This window comes from Caballeronia sp. ATUFL_F1_KS4A (assembly GCF_023630905.1).
GTDB classification, from domain to species: Bacteria; Pseudomonadota; Gammaproteobacteria; order Burkholderiales; family Burkholderiaceae; genus Caballeronia; species Caballeronia zhejiangensis.
The window spans coordinates 604,491-618,309 of record NZ_JALQEB010000001.1 but is presented as its reverse complement, the minus strand read 5'-3'; the positions used below and the strand labels follow the sequence as shown (position 1 = coordinate 618,309).

Below are 13,819 nucleotides of genomic sequence, written 5' to 3'. Positions count from 1 at the left end.
CTTCTACGAAGTCGCGTTCGGAAAGACGCGCGCCGCGTGTACGCTGTCGGGCACGGCGCTCGGCCGTAAGCTGCGCGCGCGCCAGGATGGCGCGCGGCATCGCTTAAACTCGCAGCTAGCGGCATGAAGACCGCGACACGGTCTGACGCCGTAATCGAACTAGAAAACAGGTAAGAAGGGAGACGAGGTCATGAAGAAGCAACGCTCGACGCGCGCCGCACTGGTGCGCTTTGCCCAAGTCGCGACGGCCAGCGCGGCCTTCGCCCTGATCGCCGCGTGCGGCGGCGGCGGCGATGACAACAATTCGACGCCCGCGGGCGGCGTGAAGCTGCAAGTGGTGTCGTTCGGCGACAGCCTTTCCGATGTCGGCACGTATGCGCCGGTCGCGGCCGCGAACTTCGGCGGCGGACGGTTCACGACGAATCCGGGTCAGGTGTGGGTGCAGAACGTCGCGCAGTATTACGGCGATACGTTGACGCCGGCGATGACGGGGGGGTTTGGGGTTGCGCCGACGAATCAGTCGGGACTCGGCTATGCGCAAGGCGGCGCGCGCGTGACGAATCCCATGGGCATCGGTCACGCCACGGATCCGAACAGCTACGCGGGCGCGTTGACCGTGCCGGTCGCGACGCAAGTGCAGAACTACCTTGCGGCGCACGGCAGTTTCAACGCGAATCAGCTCGTCATCGTGAATGGCGGCGCGAACGACGTCCTTTACAACTTGCAGTTGGTTAAGGCCGGCGCGATCTCGCAGGCCGATGCATCCACTGCGATCATCACGGCGGCCAAGCAACTCGGCGGAATCGTCGCGACGATCCTGCAGCACGGCGCGACGCATGTGCTGGTATCGAACGTGCCGGATATCGGTACGACGCCGCAGGGCACGATGAGCGACGCGGTCACGCGCGCCGGTCTTTCGAGCGCTTCGATCGGGTTCAATACTGCGCTCGATCAGACGTTGCAGGCGCTCAACATCAAGTCGAAAGTCATCTACCTCGATACGCCGCCGAAGCTGGCGCAGATCACCGCGAACTATCAGCAGTTGGGCTTCACGGTGTCGAATACGGGCACCGCGTGCAACCTGAAGGCGATGGCCGCGGCCGCGCAGAAGTACGGCGAGCCGAATCCGCAGGATTTCGCGACGTCGCTGTTCTGCTCGCCGGAAACGTTGACGGTCGCGGGCGCGGATCAGACGTACATGTACGCCGATACCGTGCATCCGACGACGCATCTGCACGCGCTGTATGCGCAGGCCGCGGAGCAGACGATTGCGGCGACGGGGTTGGGGAAGTAAGGGTTGGGGTTTTAGGATGAAAAACCGCTCGGGCGAGGGATCGCCCGAGCGGTTTTTTTGTTGCGGTGAGAAAGGCTCTGCGGGGCGGAGGAACTCGTCGATACGGTCCAGTTTGACGTTCTAGTACGGTCTATCTCCGCGCACGCGGAGGAACCCCTGCATCATAACTTCCTGACCGGAAAGCAAAATCCCCCAAACCCATCTTTCACAAACAGGCGCAAAGTCCAGTAATCACTCTTCCGCCTCGAACGCCGCCGCCGCCCTGCCAAGCCGATCGTTGACAGCAATCCACTCCACCGTCTCCGGCAGCTTCTCGATCAGAATCCGCTCGACATTGGCCCGATCCAGCGCCCGCAGCAAGCCATAAAGATCGCGCGCGTAAGTCTGCGGATCCTCAGGCGCCGCCACGAAGTGAACATCGGCAGCCCGCGCCCATTCCCCCGCGCTCGACGCCCGCGCCACCAGCGCAATCTTCCCGTCACGATTACGAAGCAACGGCTCGATCGACGCGAACGGCAGCAGCAAAAGCGGCGTGCGCGGCGCGTAATGCGCCTTCAGCGTCCCGGAAGCACGCGGCGCGGTCGCATCCGATCCATCCGGCAGCTTCGGCGCGATCCCGATGACATCCGCGATCTGCCGCGGACTCACATGTCCCGGCCGCAGCAGCGCCGGAAAGCCCCGCGACAAATCCAGAATCGTCGATTCGATGCCGACATCCGCCGCGCCGCCATCGAGCACATGCACGGCATCGCCGAACTCGTCGCGAACGTGCTGCGCGGTCGTCGGACTCACATGCCCGAAACGGTTCGCCGACGGCCCCGCGACGCCGCCCTGCTTGCCCGTCCCCGTTCGCCGCCGATGAAACGCCGACAACAATTGCTGCGCCACCGGATGCGACGGGCACCGCACGCCCACCGAATCCTGTCCGCCGCTGACCGCCGCCGGAATATGCGCGGCGCGCTTGAGAATCAGCGTCAAAGGACCGGGCCAGAACGCATCGATGAGCTTCTGCGCATCGGCGGGCAACTCGCGCACCCAATAGCCCGGATCAGCCTCGGGCGCGAGATGCACGATCACCGGATGATTCGCCGGCCGCCCTTTCGCCGCATAGATGCGCGCGATGGCCTCGGGATTCTCGGCGTCGCCGCCAAGCCCGTAGACCGTCTCGGTCGGAAACGCGACGAGTTCGCCGGCATCGAGCAGGGCCGCGGCTTCGTCGATCTGCGCGGCGCTCGGATAGATGATGGTCATTGCTTCTACTACGAAAAAACTCAATCGAGCGGGATATGCAGCATGCGCGCGCAGTCACGCGCCGCCGTGCGCGCTTCCTCGAGCGTCGCCGCCGTGAAGTTGATGTGGCCCATCTTGCGGCCCCGGCGCGCCTCTTCCTTGCCGTACAGATGCAGCCGCGCCGCCGGCATCGCGGCGACTTCCGCCCACGCGGGCGAACGCGCCTTGTCGCCATCGAACCAGATATCGCCGAGCAGATTCAGCATCGCGGCCGGCGAATGCTGGCGCGTGTCGCCGAGCGGCATGCCGGTCATCGCGCGCACCTGCTGCTCGAATTGACTCGTGGCGCAGGCATCGACGGTGTAGTGGCCGGAATTGTGCGGGCGCGGCGCCATTTCGTTGGCGATGAGCGAGCCGTCTTCCAGCACGAAGAATTCGACGCACAGCACGCCGACGTAACCGAGCTTCGCGGCGATCGTCAGCGCGGCGTCCTGCGCCTGCGCGACGAGCGCATCGGGCGCATCGGGGGCGGGCACGACCGTCCTCGCGAGAATGCCGTTCACATGCACGTTCTGCGCGAGCGGAAACACGGCCGATTTGCCGTCGCCGCCGCGCGCGATCAGCACGGACACTTCGTACTTCAGCGGCATGCGCTTTTCCAGCACGCACGGCACGCCCGACAGCGACGCATGCGCGTTGCGCAATTCCGCGACGTTGCGCACGCTGACCTGCCCCTTGCCGTCATAGCCGAGACGCGCGGTCTTGAGAATGCCCGGCAGCACGGCCGCGATCTTCTCGTCGGGCAGCGCGGCGAGCGCTTCCGTCGATTCGATCACGACATGCGGCGCGACCGGCACGCCCGATTCCGCGATGAAGCGTTTCTCCGCGACGCGATCCTGCGCGATCGCCACGCAACTCGCCGCCGGGCTCACGAACGTGCACGACGCGAGAAATTCGAGGCTGGCGGACGGCACGTTCTCGAATTCCGTCGATACTGCCGCGCACAGTCGGCCGAGTTCCGTGAGCGCGGCGCGGTCGTCGTAGGCGGCGCGGATATGGCGATCCGCGACGGCGCCAGCGGGGCTCGTCTCATCCGGATCGAGAACGGCGACGCGATAGCCCATCGATTGCGCGGCGAAGCAGAACATGCGGCCGAGCTGGCCGCCGCCGACCATGCCGAGCCATGCGCCCGGCAGGATGGGAGAGATCGGGGAGTTTTGTGGATTCATCGTTGGGCCAGATTGCGAAGTGGGATCACAGCGGCGGCAGCGTCATGTCCCGCGCCGCCTGATTCTGCTTCACGCGAAAAGCGGCGAGCGCATCGGCGAATTTCGCATCGGTGACGCTCAATATCGATACCGCGAAGAGCGCCGCGTTCGCCGCGCCCGCCTCGCCGATGGCGAACGTCGCGACCGGCACGCCCTTGGGCATCTGCACGATCGAATGCAGCGAATCGACGCCCTTCAGATACTTGCTCGCCACCGGCACGCCGAGCACCGGCACCGTGGTTTTCGCGGCCAGCATGCCCGGCAGATGCGCCGCGCCGCCCGCGCCCGCGATGATCGCGCGCAGGCCGCGCTCGCGCGCGCTTTCCGCATAGGCGAACATCTCGTCCGGCATCCGGTGCGCCGAGACGACCTGTGCCTCGTACGGCACGCCGAATTCCTGCAGCATCGCGACGGCATGCTTCATCACGTCCCAGTCGGAACTGGAGCCCATCAACACGCCGACGAGCGGCGCTTCGTTCTTGTGTACTTCGTTCGTCATCTTTCTTACTCAGTCGAGCGTCTTGCCGGTCAAACGCTGGAGCGCTTCCTGATACTTCTCCGACGTCTTCGCGATCACGTCGTCGGGCAGCTTGGGCGCGGGCGGTTCCTTCTTCCACGGCTGTGTTTCGAGCCAGTCGCGCACGAACTGCTTGTCGAACGACGGCGGATTCGTGCCCACCTGATAGCCATCGGCGGGCCAGAAGCGCGACGAATCGGCGGTCAGCACTTCGTCCATCAGATAGAGATCGCCCTTGTTGTCGAGGCCGAACTCGAACTTCGTATCCGCGATGATGATGCCGCGCGTCGCCGCGTACTCGGCCGCTTCCTTGTACAACTGGATGGAAATGCGCTTGATCGTCGCGGAAAGCTCCGTGCCGATGCGGCGTTCCATCTCATCGTAGGTGATGTTTTCGTCGTGATGGCCCATTTCGGCCTTGGCCGCAGGCGTGAAAATCGGCTCGGGCAGCTTCTGCGCGTTCTGCAGGCCCGGCGGCAGTTCGACGCCGCACACCGCGCCCGTCGCCTGATAGTCCTTCCAGCCGCTGCCCGCGAGATAACCGCGCACCACGGCTTCGACGAGAATCGGCTCCAGGCGCTTCACGACGACCGCGCGGCCCTTCACCTGCTCGGCTTCGTCCGCCGCGACGACCGTCGCCGGATCGATGCCCGTGTTGTGGTTCGGCACGATGTGGCCGAGCTTCTCGAACCAGAAATCGGCCATCGTGTTGAGCACGCGGCCCTTGTTCGGAATCGGCTCGCCCATGACGACGTCGAATGCGGAAAGCCGGTCGGTCGTCACGATAAGGAGCTTGTCGTCGCCGACGGCGTAGTTGTCGCGGACCTTGCCGCGGCCGAGCAGCGGCAGCGATTTGATCGTGGATTCGTATAGCGTGGACATCGTCATGTACCGGAAAAAAGTGATTCGCCGCTTCGACGTGGGAAGCGGCGAGGAGAAAGACGAACGGGTTCCGAACCCGGAACCCGTTGATTTTACTTTACAAAACCCGGCTGATTCAGATCAGTCTCATTTCACGATCTGAGCCAGCGCGCCGGACTTGTACTTTTCGGCGATCTTGTCGAGCGAAACCGGCTTGATCTTGCCGGCCATGCCCTCGCAGCCGAACTGCATATAGCGCTGGCGGCAGATTTCCTTCGCCGCTTCGCGCGCGGGCTTCAGATAATCGCGCGGATCGAACTTCGACGGATTTTCGAACAGATAGCGGCGGATCGCGCCGGTGATCGCGAGGCGCAGATCGGTGTCGATGTTCACCTTGCGAACGCCGTGCTTGATGCCTTCCTGAATTTCCTCGACCGGCACGCCATAGGTTTCCTTCATGTCGCCGCCGAATTCGCGGATTTCGGCCAGCAATTCCTGCGGTACCGACGACGAACCGTGCATCACGAGGTGCGTGTTCGGAATGCGCTGGTGAATTTCGCGGATGCGGTCGATGGCGAGGATATCGCCCGTCGGCTTCTTCGAGAACTTGTACGCGCCGTGCGACGTACCGATCGCGATCGCCAAAGCATCGCATTGCGTCTGCTTGACGAAATCGGCGGCCTGCTCGACGTCGGTCAGAAGCTGCTCGCGCGTCATCGTGCCTTCGGCGCCGTGGCCGTCTTCCTTGTCGCCCTTCATCGTTTCGAGCGAGCCGAGCACGCCCAGTTCGGCTTCGACCGTGACGCCGATCGAATGCGAGAACTCCACGACCTGCTTCGACACCGCGACGTTGTACTCGTAGGAAGCGACCGTCTTGCCGTCGGCTTCGAGCGAGCCGTCCATCATGACGCTGGTGAAGCCCGAGCGGATCGCGGCCATGCACACCGCGGGCGACTGACCGTGATCCTGATGCATCACGACCGGAATATGCGGATACGACTCGACCGCCGCTTCGATCAGATGACGCAGGAACGCTTCGCCCGCGAACTTACGCGCGCCAGCGGACGCCTGCATGATGACGGGCGCGTTGACTTCGTTCGCCGCCGACATGATCGCCTGCACTTGTTCCAGATTGTTGACGTTGAACGCCGGGAGACCGTAACCGTTTTCCGCAGCGTGATCCAGCAGTTGACGCATTGATACGAGAGGCATTGTGGTGAGACTCCATAAGTGAAACGAATTCTTCAGCGCGCGAACTCGCTCTCGGGCGGTTTTCGGCTTCATCGTCCTGCGCGCTTGACGAAACGAGCGCGGCTGCTGGGACCGCGCTCGCTCCGGACTTGCGACAAATCGCGCGGCGTTTGACCGCGCAGCGTTCTCAAAAACGCTTAGAAGTGATCGCCCACGCGCACGATCTTGAGCGTGTTCGTGCCGCCTGCCTGGCCCATCGGTTCGCCGACCGTCAGCACGACCATATCGCCGCGCGCCGCGTAACCCTTCGACACGACCACTTCCAGCGCCTGATTCAGCGCCGTGTCGCGGTCCATGTTGGTGTCCACGTGCAGCGGCGTCACGTTGCGGTACAGGGACATCGTCCGTTCGCTCGACACGCGCGGCGTCAGCGCGAAGATCGGCACGTGCGTCCAGTGACGCGACATCCACAGCGCGGTCGAGCCGGATTCCGTCAACGCGACGACGGCCTTCGCGCCGAGATGGAACGCCGTGAAGAGCGCGCCCATCGCGATCGACTGGTCGATGCGCGTGAACGTGCGGTCGAGGAAATCGCGATCGAGCTGCGATTCTTCCGACTTCTCCGCTTCGATACAGATGGCGGCCATCGTTTCGATCGTCGTCACCGGATACTTGCCGGCCGCGGTTTCGGCGGAAAGCATCACGGCGTCGGTGCCGTCGAGCACGGCGTTGGCCACGTCGGAGACTTCGGCGCGCGTTGGCACGGGCGCGTGGATCATCGATTCCATCATCTGCGTGGCGGTGATCACGAGCTTGTTCGACTCGCGCGCCATGCGGATCATGCGCTTTTGCAGCGCCGGAACCGCCGCGTTGCCGACTTCGACCGCGAGATCGCCGCGCGCGACCATGATGCCGTCCGATGCGTCGAGAATGCCTTGCAGCGCCGGAATGGCTTCGGCGCGCTCGATCTTCGCGATCATCTTCGGCTTGATGCCGTACGGCGCGCCCGCGATGTTCGCGAGCTGACGCGCCATTTCCATGTCGGTCGCGTTCTTCGGGAACGACACCGCGACGAAATCCGCGCCGAGCGACATCGCCGTCTTGATGTCCTCCATGTCTTTCTCGGTCAGCGCGGGCGCGGTGAGACCGCCGCCCTGACGGTTGATGCCCTTGTTGTTCGAGAGCTCGCCGCCGACCTTCACCGTCGTGTGAATCTCTTCGCCGATGACGCGCACCACGTCGAGCACGATGAGGCCGTCGTTGAGCAGGAGCACGTCGCCCGCGCGCAGGTCGCGCGGCAGATCCTTGTAGTCGAGCCCGACGCGCTCGTTGTTGCCGAGCGTGCAGTTCGCATCGAGGATGAACGGATTGCCCGCGACGAGCATCGTCTTGTTGTTCTCGAACTTGCCGACGCGGATCTTCGGGCCCTGCAGGTCCGCCATGATCGCGACTTCCCGGCCCACCTGACGCGCCGCCTCGCGGACGATTTCGGCGCGCTGGCGGTGATCGTCGGCGGTGCCGTGCGAGAAGTTGAAGCGAACGACGTCGAGGCCCGCCTGCAGCATTTGCAGCAGGACGTCCGGGCTCGTTGAAGCCGGGCCGATGGTGGCAACAATCTTGGTAGCGCGATGCATGTCTTTCCTCGTCTCTGTAGGAACGCCCGTGTTGAGGCCGCGAGCACGTTGCGCTTGCAGTGAGGTGTTGCTCACCGGTTGCGCGCGCGCGCCGGTTCGTGCCGGCGTCGCTTTGTCGATTTCATTCAGGGCATGGGCGGGCACGCCGCCGATGATGACCGGAGGCGTTTCCGGAATCACCGATTCGTCTTCGGGCGCCGTCTGATCGGGTTGAGCCGCTTCCGCGATCACCCGCGCTGCTTCGGCGGCCGCGTCGAGCGCGGCGCCGCTTTCCATTTCTTCGGTTTGCGCGCCGCCGGCTGGCGCGCCCTTCTTTCCTGCTTTCGCCGGATTGTTTCGGGCGGCCAACGCCTCAAGCCCCGGCGCGGGATTCGAGCACTTCGACCGCGGGCAGCTTCTTGCCTTCGAGGAATTCCAGGAACGCGCCGCCGCCGGTCGAGATATAGCTCACCTTGTCGGCGATGTCGTACTTCGCGATGGCCGCGAGCGTGTCGCCGCCGCCGGCGATGGAGAACGCCGACGAATTCGCGATGGCCTGCGCGAGCGTCTTGGTGCCGTTGCCGAACTGGTCGAATTCGAACACGCCGACGGGCCCGTTCCAGACGATCGTGCCGGCCGTTTCGAGTTGCGCGGCGAGCGCCTTCGCGGTGTCCGGGCCGATATCGAGGATGAGGTCGTCGTCGGCGACGTCGGCGACGGGCTTCGTTTCCGCCTTCGCGGTCGCGGCGAATTCCTTCGCGGTGACGACATCGCTCGGAATCGGCACCGATGCGCCGCGCGTGCGCGCCTGTTCGATGATTTCCTTCGCCTCGCCGACGAGATCGGCTTCGGCGAGCGACTTGCCGATCTTCAGGCCCGACGCGAGCATGAACGTGTTGGCGATGCCGCCGCCGACGATCAGCTGATCGACCTTCTCGGCGAGCGACTTGAGAATGGTGAGCTTGGTCGACACCTTCGAGCCCGCGACGATCGCGACGAGCGGACGCTTCGGGTTGCCGAGCGCCTTGCCGAGCGCATCGAGTTCGGCGGCCAAGAGCGGTCCCGCGCACGCGACAGGCGCGTACTTCGCGATGCCGTGCGTCGTGGCTTCGGCGCGGTGCGCGGTGCCGAACGCATCGTTGACGTAGACGTCGCAGAGCTTCGCCATCTTCTGCGCGAGGCCGTCGTCGTTCTTCTTCTCGCCCTTGTTGCAGCGGCAGTTTTCCAACAGCACGACGTTGCCCGGCTGGACCTGAACGCCGTCGACCCAGTCGGCGACGAGCGGCACGTCGCGGCCGAGCAGCTCCGACAGACGCTTCGCGACCGGCGCGAGCGAGTCTTCCGGCTTGAACTGGCCTTCGGTCGGACGGCCGAGGTGCGACGTGACCATCACGGCCGCGCCCGCGTCGAGAGCGGCCTTGATCGCCGGGACCGAGGCGCGCACGCGCGTATCTTCGGTGATGTTGCCGTTATCGTCTTGCGGCACGTTGAGATCCGCGCGGATGAACACACGCTTGCCGGAGACTTTGCCTTCGGCGATCAGATCGGTGAAACGCAGTACTTTCGTCATGGGAGTCAACGTAGATAAAGAAGCGGTTCGGGCGGGAACGGCCGTCGGGGCGGGCCGGTTCGTGGAGTCGCCGCGCGCAGGCCGCCGGGCAGGACGGCTCGCGCGCGGTTCAAGCTGGGGGCGAAGGACGCGCGCTTAAGCCGAACGCGCGCGCGGGATGCGGGAGAAAGGGATGAGACAGATGAATCCGGAGAGGCGCGCAAGCCCTGCCCGGGCGCGGCGATGGAGCCGGGAGCGGCGTGTTGCAAAATGAGTTGCAAAACCGTAGCGCGGTGACTGCCGGACACACTTTCGACCTCGCTCACTCGGGAAAGACCCTCATTTTAACCGATCAACCCGGCCGCTTTTAGCGGGCAATCGTTGATGACGCGTATTTGACGCGGCGCGTAGCCATCTCCACGCCGCGGTCAGGCCACGAGCCGCAGCAGCGTGAACACCACCATGCCGACGGCGATCGTGCCCATCATGCCGCGCCGCCACAGGTAATACGCGAGTCCCGCCGCCGATGCCCACAACGCATGGTTCGACAGCCACAGCGAAATGCCCGCGGGCGTTTCGAGCAGATCCGGCACGACGACGCCCGCGAGCGCGGCGGCCGGCGCATAGCGCAGCACACGCTGCACGCGCGGCGGCAGCACCATGCGCTCGCCGCCGATCAGAAAGAGCGCGCGCGTCACCGCCGTGACCACGCCCATGCCGATGATCGCGAGCCAGACTTGCAGCGCGCTCATCGGCTGGACCTCGTGGCATCGGATGCGGATTTGGGCGCGGCCCGCTCGGCGACGACATCCGCGAGCGTGCCCGCGATAAGCGCCGCGAACACCGCGAGCGGCAAGCCGAAACGATACGGCAGATCGAACGCCAGCAACGCGACGACGCTCGCCACCGCGACCGCCGCGAGCGTCGAACGCGTCGCGATAGCGGAAACGATGAGCGGGATCAGCGCGAGCGTGCCGGCGAGTTCGAGGCCCCAGTCATCGGGAATCAGGCTCGCGAGCAAGATGCCGAGCACCGACGATGTTTGCCATGACAACCAGCTCGATACCGCCAGTCCCCAGAAGAACGCCTCCTTGCCGGGCTGCCAGCCGGCAGGAAAATTCCGCTTCGAGAACATCAGATAGATGATGTCGCCGTTGAAATAGCCGAGCAGCAGACGCCGCTTCAGCGGCAGCCACGAGAAATGCGGCGCGAGCCCCGCGCTGAAGATCACGAAGCGCAGATTGACCATCGCGGCGGTCAGGAGAATCGTCCAGAGCGGCAGCTTCGCGGCGAAGAGCGGCAGCACCGCGAGCTGCGACGAGCCCGCGTACACCGCGAACGACATGCCGAGCGCCTGCGGCACGGTGAGCACGGACTTCGTCATCGCGACGCCGGTCACGAGACCCCAGGAAAACGTCGCCAGGACGGCGGGAGAAAAGGTACGCACGCCCTCGAAAAACGCGCGGCGATTGGTGTCGGACAGCCGGTCAAGCATGAGCGAATGCGAGGCGATGAAGACCACCCGTGATGCCAATGCGCGGCCTCGAGCGATTGCGCGATGGATCGGGAAAAACCGGGAAAATCGGGAATGGCGGGCTTCGCCGTTTCGTCCCGCTGTTTTCAGCGGACGGCGAAAGGCAAATTATAGCGTCGTGAAAGGCGCTCCAAGATCGGTTTCGTCGCGAAAAGACGCTAAAATGACGGTCTTTCACAGCCTTTGCGCCTCCGATGCGCGCGTTCGCCGGCAATCGCCGATGCACGAACGCGGCGCGAGATGCGCGAGCGCCGCCGCCCGGAAGTCTTTGGCGGCCTGCCCGAACTCACTTGAACGAGACAGCTAGGAGAACCGTATGTCAATGGCCGACCGCGACGGCAAGATCTGGATGGATGGCAAGCTGATCGACTGGCGTGATGCCAAGATCCACGTTCTGACCCACACGTTGCACTACGGCATGGGTGTCTTCGAAGGCGTGCGCGCGTACAAGACCGCGCAGGGCACGGCCATTTTCCGCCTGAAGGAACACACGAAGCGCCTGCTAAACTCGGCGAAGATCTTCCAGATGGACGTCCCGTTCGATGCCGCGACGCTCGAAGCCGCGCAACTCGAAGTCGTGAAGGCGAACGCGCTCGAGTCGTGCTACATCCGCCCGATCATCTGGGTCGGCTCGGAAAAGCTCGGCGTGTCGGCGAAGGGCAACACCATCCATGTTGCGATCGCCGCGTGGCCGTGGGGCGCGTATCTCGGTGAAGACGGGCTCGCCAAGGGCATCCGCGTGAAGACGTCGTCGTTCACGCGCCATCATGTGAACGTGTCGATGGTCCGCGCGAAGGCGTCCGGCTGGTACGTGAACTCGATTCTCGCCAACCAGGAAGCCGTCGCCGACGGCTACGACGAAGCGCTGCTGCTCGACGTCGACGGCTACGTGTCGGAAGGCTCCGGCGAAAACTTCTTCCTCGTGAACAACGGCAAGATCTACACGCCGGATCTGGCTTCGTGCCTCGACGGCATCACGCGCGACACGGTCATCACGCTGGCGCGCGATTTCGGCATCCCGGTGATCGAGAAGCGCATAACCCGCGACGAGGTCTACACCTGCGACGAAGCGTTCTTCACCGGCACCGCCGCCGAAGTCACGCCGATCCGCGAGCTGGACAACCGCACCATCGGTTCGGGCGCGCGCGGTCCGATCACGGAAAAGCTGCAAAGCGCGTTCTTCGACGTCGTCGGCGGCAAGAACGAGAAGTACGCGAGCTGGCTCGCGAAGGTTTAAACAATCTCATGCGACGCGGCGGGCCGTTCGCTCGCCGCGCGACGTACATCACGAAAAGAGATAGCAATGAGCGACCTGAAGGAAATGCCGCTGGTGGAATTGTCGGCGAAGGATCTGCCCGCCTTCTGCCCGAACCCGAAGATGCAGCGCTGGAGCACGCATCCGCGCGTGTTCATCGACGTGACGCACGGCGAGGCGCGCTGCCCGTATTGCGGCACGCGCTACAAGCTGAAAGACGGCGAAGTGCTCAAGGGCGGTCACTGAAGCCCGCGGGGCGCTGGCCGCGCCCTGGCTCATGCGCGCCGTACGCGGCGCGAAACATACCCACGACAATCGACGGCTCGCCCCAAGGCGGCGGGCCGCGTTCATTTTGAGATCGGATAACAACAGATGCGCCGCGCGCTGGTTATAGCACCGAACTGGATCGGTGACGCATTGATGGCGCAGCCGCTCTTCACGCTCTTGCGCAAGCTTCATCCGCGTATCGCGATCGACGCCGTCGCGCCCACCTGGGTCGCACCCGTGCTCGAGCGCATGCCGGAAATCCGCGATGTCTACGCGACCGACCTCGCCCACGGCAAGCTGCAACTGCTGCGCCGCTGGCAGCTCGCGAGCGATTTGCGCGATGTCGGTTACGACGCCGCCTATGTGCTGCCCAACTCCGTCAAATCCGCGCTGATTCCGTGGATGGCGGGCATCAACCTGCGCATCGGCTACAAGGGCGAGAGCCGCTACGGGCTCTTGAACGTGCGCCACGCGAATCCGCCGAAGACCGACCGTCCGCCGATGACCGCGCATTACGCGGCGCTCGCCTATGCGCCGGGCGCGAAGCTGCCGTTCGTCGACCGGTTCGCGCAGCCGGAAGCCGCCGCGCTTCCCGACGCGCAGACGCTGCCGGTGCCGCGCCTCGAAGCCGATCCGAACGAAGCCGCGCGCGTCTCGACGCGCTTCAACCTCGACACGCGCGCGCCGCTCGTCGTGTTCTGCCCCGGCGCGGAATACGGTCCGGCCAAGCGCTGGCCGCCGGAGCATTTCGCTTCGCTCGCCCAGTTCATCGCGCAGTCGTTTCCGTATGCGCGCATGATCGCGCTCGGTTCGAAGAAGGATGCGCCGATCGCGCAGGCCATCGCGGAGCGCGCGCCTATGGTGCGCAACCTGTGCGGCCAGACTTCGCTCGGTGAGGCGTGCGCGCTGATTTCGCGGGCGAGCGCCGTCGTCACGAACGATTCGGGGCTGATGCACGTCGCGGCCGCCTCGCGCCGGCCGCTCGTCGCGGTCTACGGCTCGACCGATCCGCGCCACACGCCGCCCTTGTCCGATCTCGCAAAGGTACAATGGCTGCATCTTGAATGCAGTCCGTGCTTTGCCCGCGAGTGTCCGCTCGGCCATCTGAACTGCCTTCGCGAACTCTCGGCCGAACAGGTCTTCGCCGATGTGCGCGGCATGCTGCTCGCGCATCGTTGATGTTGCGCTCACGCGTCGATACGCGTGTTCGTACCGGCGGTTTCCGGCCGTGTGTGCGGGT

Annotated in this window: 14 protein-coding genes; 5 read left to right on the top strand and 9 right to left on the bottom strand. The window is 64.8% G+C overall.

Features of this window, described 5'->3' with window-relative positions; translation table 11 throughout:
* The first annotated feature begins 190 nt into the window (after window positions 1-190).
* On the top strand, window positions 191-1,294 hold the full coding sequence (locus NCS03_RS02895) for an SGNH/GDSL hydrolase family protein (protein WP_008351318.1): 1,104 nt from the start codon (window positions 191-193) through the stop codon (window positions 1,292-1,294).
* Between the two features lie 231 nt (window positions 1,295-1,525).
* On the opposite strand, the gene NCS03_RS02890 is transcribed toward NCS03_RS02895, so the two are convergent.
* Genes NCS03_RS02890 through NCS03_RS02875 form a run of 4 tightly spaced genes read right to left on the bottom strand, consistent with a single transcriptional unit; the run spans window position 1,526 to window position 5,191 of the window.
* Window positions 1,526-2,545: an L-threonylcarbamoyladenylate synthase gene (locus tag NCS03_RS02890; RefSeq protein ID WP_250528731.1), complete on the bottom strand. Its 1,020-nt coding sequence runs from the start codon at window positions 2,543-2,545 to the stop codon at window positions 1,526-1,528.
* A gap of 20 nt (window positions 2,546-2,565) precedes the next feature.
* Window positions 2,566-3,753 (bottom strand): 5-(carboxyamino)imidazole ribonucleotide synthase, encoded by a 1,188-nt coding sequence (locus tag NCS03_RS02885; RefSeq protein ID WP_008351320.1) that lies wholly within the window; start codon window positions 3,751-3,753, stop codon window positions 2,566-2,568.
* Between the two features lie 25 nt (window positions 3,754-3,778).
* Window positions 3,779-4,291: a 5-(carboxyamino)imidazole ribonucleotide mutase gene (purE, locus tag NCS03_RS02880; protein WP_008351321.1), complete on the bottom strand. Its 513-nt coding sequence runs from the start codon at window positions 4,289-4,291 to the stop codon at window positions 3,779-3,781.
* 9 nt (window positions 4,292-4,300) lie between these two features.
* Entirely contained in the window at window positions 4,301-5,191 is an 891-nt protein-coding gene (locus NCS03_RS02875) for a phosphoribosylaminoimidazolesuccinocarboxamide synthase (RefSeq protein WP_034470824.1), read from the bottom strand.
* On the opposite strand from NCS03_RS02875, the gene NCS03_RS02870 reads away from it, so the two are divergent.
* Window positions 5,184-5,333 carry a hypothetical protein gene (locus NCS03_RS02870; protein ID WP_160172878.1) on the top strand — a complete coding sequence of 50 codons (150 nt, stop codon included), beginning with the start codon at window positions 5,184-5,186 and terminating at the stop codon, window positions 5,331-5,333. The two genes, NCS03_RS02875 and NCS03_RS02870, sit on opposite strands and share 8 nt — an antisense overlap.
* Here NCS03_RS02870 and fba read toward each other — a convergent pair.
* The 5 genes from fba to NCS03_RS02845 all read right to left on the bottom strand — a co-directional run bounded on the left by fba (window position 5,318) and on the right by NCS03_RS02845 (window position 11,018).
* Window positions 5,318-6,382 (bottom strand): class II fructose-bisphosphate aldolase, encoded by a 1,065-nt coding sequence (gene fba / locus NCS03_RS02865; protein ID WP_250528730.1) that lies wholly within the window; start codon window positions 6,380-6,382, stop codon window positions 5,318-5,320. The genes NCS03_RS02870 and fba overlap by 16 nt on opposite strands.
* 176 nt (window positions 6,383-6,558) lie before the next feature.
* Window positions 6,559-7,995 (bottom strand): pyruvate kinase, encoded by a 1,437-nt coding sequence (pyk, locus tag NCS03_RS02860; RefSeq protein WP_008351324.1) that lies wholly within the window; start codon window positions 7,993-7,995, stop codon window positions 6,559-6,561.
* 352 nt (window positions 7,996-8,347) lie between these two features.
* The gene (locus NCS03_RS02855) at window positions 8,348-9,544 is read right to left on the bottom strand and encodes a phosphoglycerate kinase (protein ID WP_008351325.1); all 1,197 of its coding nucleotides are present in this window, start codon (window positions 9,542-9,544) and stop codon (window positions 8,348-8,350) included.
* Between the two features lie 407 nt (window positions 9,545-9,951).
* Window positions 9,952-10,275 carry an AzlD domain-containing protein gene (locus tag NCS03_RS02850; RefSeq protein WP_008351327.1) on the bottom strand — a complete coding sequence of 108 codons (324 nt, stop codon included), beginning with the start codon at window positions 10,273-10,275 and terminating at the stop codon, window positions 9,952-9,954.
* Window positions 10,272-11,018 (bottom strand): AzlC family ABC transporter permease, encoded by a 747-nt coding sequence (locus NCS03_RS02845; RefSeq protein WP_034470821.1) that lies wholly within the window; start codon window positions 11,016-11,018, stop codon window positions 10,272-10,274. The genes NCS03_RS02850 and NCS03_RS02845 overlap by 4 nt, the downstream gene beginning before the upstream one ends.
* A 355-nt stretch (window positions 11,019-11,373) precedes the next feature.
* Here NCS03_RS02845 and NCS03_RS02840 point away from each other — a divergent pair, with 355 nt between their 5' ends.
* The 3 genes from NCS03_RS02840 to waaF all read left to right on the top strand — a co-directional run bounded on the left by NCS03_RS02840 (window position 11,374) and on the right by waaF (window position 13,758).
* A complete protein-coding gene (locus tag NCS03_RS02840) occupies window positions 11,374-12,294 on the top strand; it encodes a branched-chain amino acid transaminase (protein WP_008351330.1) in 921 nt (306 codons plus the stop codon).
* Between the two features lie 66 nt (window positions 12,295-12,360).
* On the top strand, window positions 12,361-12,558 hold the full coding sequence (locus NCS03_RS02835; protein WP_008351333.1) for a zinc-finger domain-containing protein: 198 nt from the start codon (window positions 12,361-12,363) through the stop codon (window positions 12,556-12,558).
* 126 nt (window positions 12,559-12,684) lie between these two features.
* Window positions 12,685-13,758 (top strand): lipopolysaccharide heptosyltransferase II, encoded by a 1,074-nt coding sequence (gene waaF, locus NCS03_RS02830; RefSeq protein ID WP_008351335.1) that lies wholly within the window; start codon window positions 12,685-12,687, stop codon window positions 13,756-13,758.
* The last annotated feature ends 61 nt before the right edge of the window (window positions 13,759-13,819 follow it).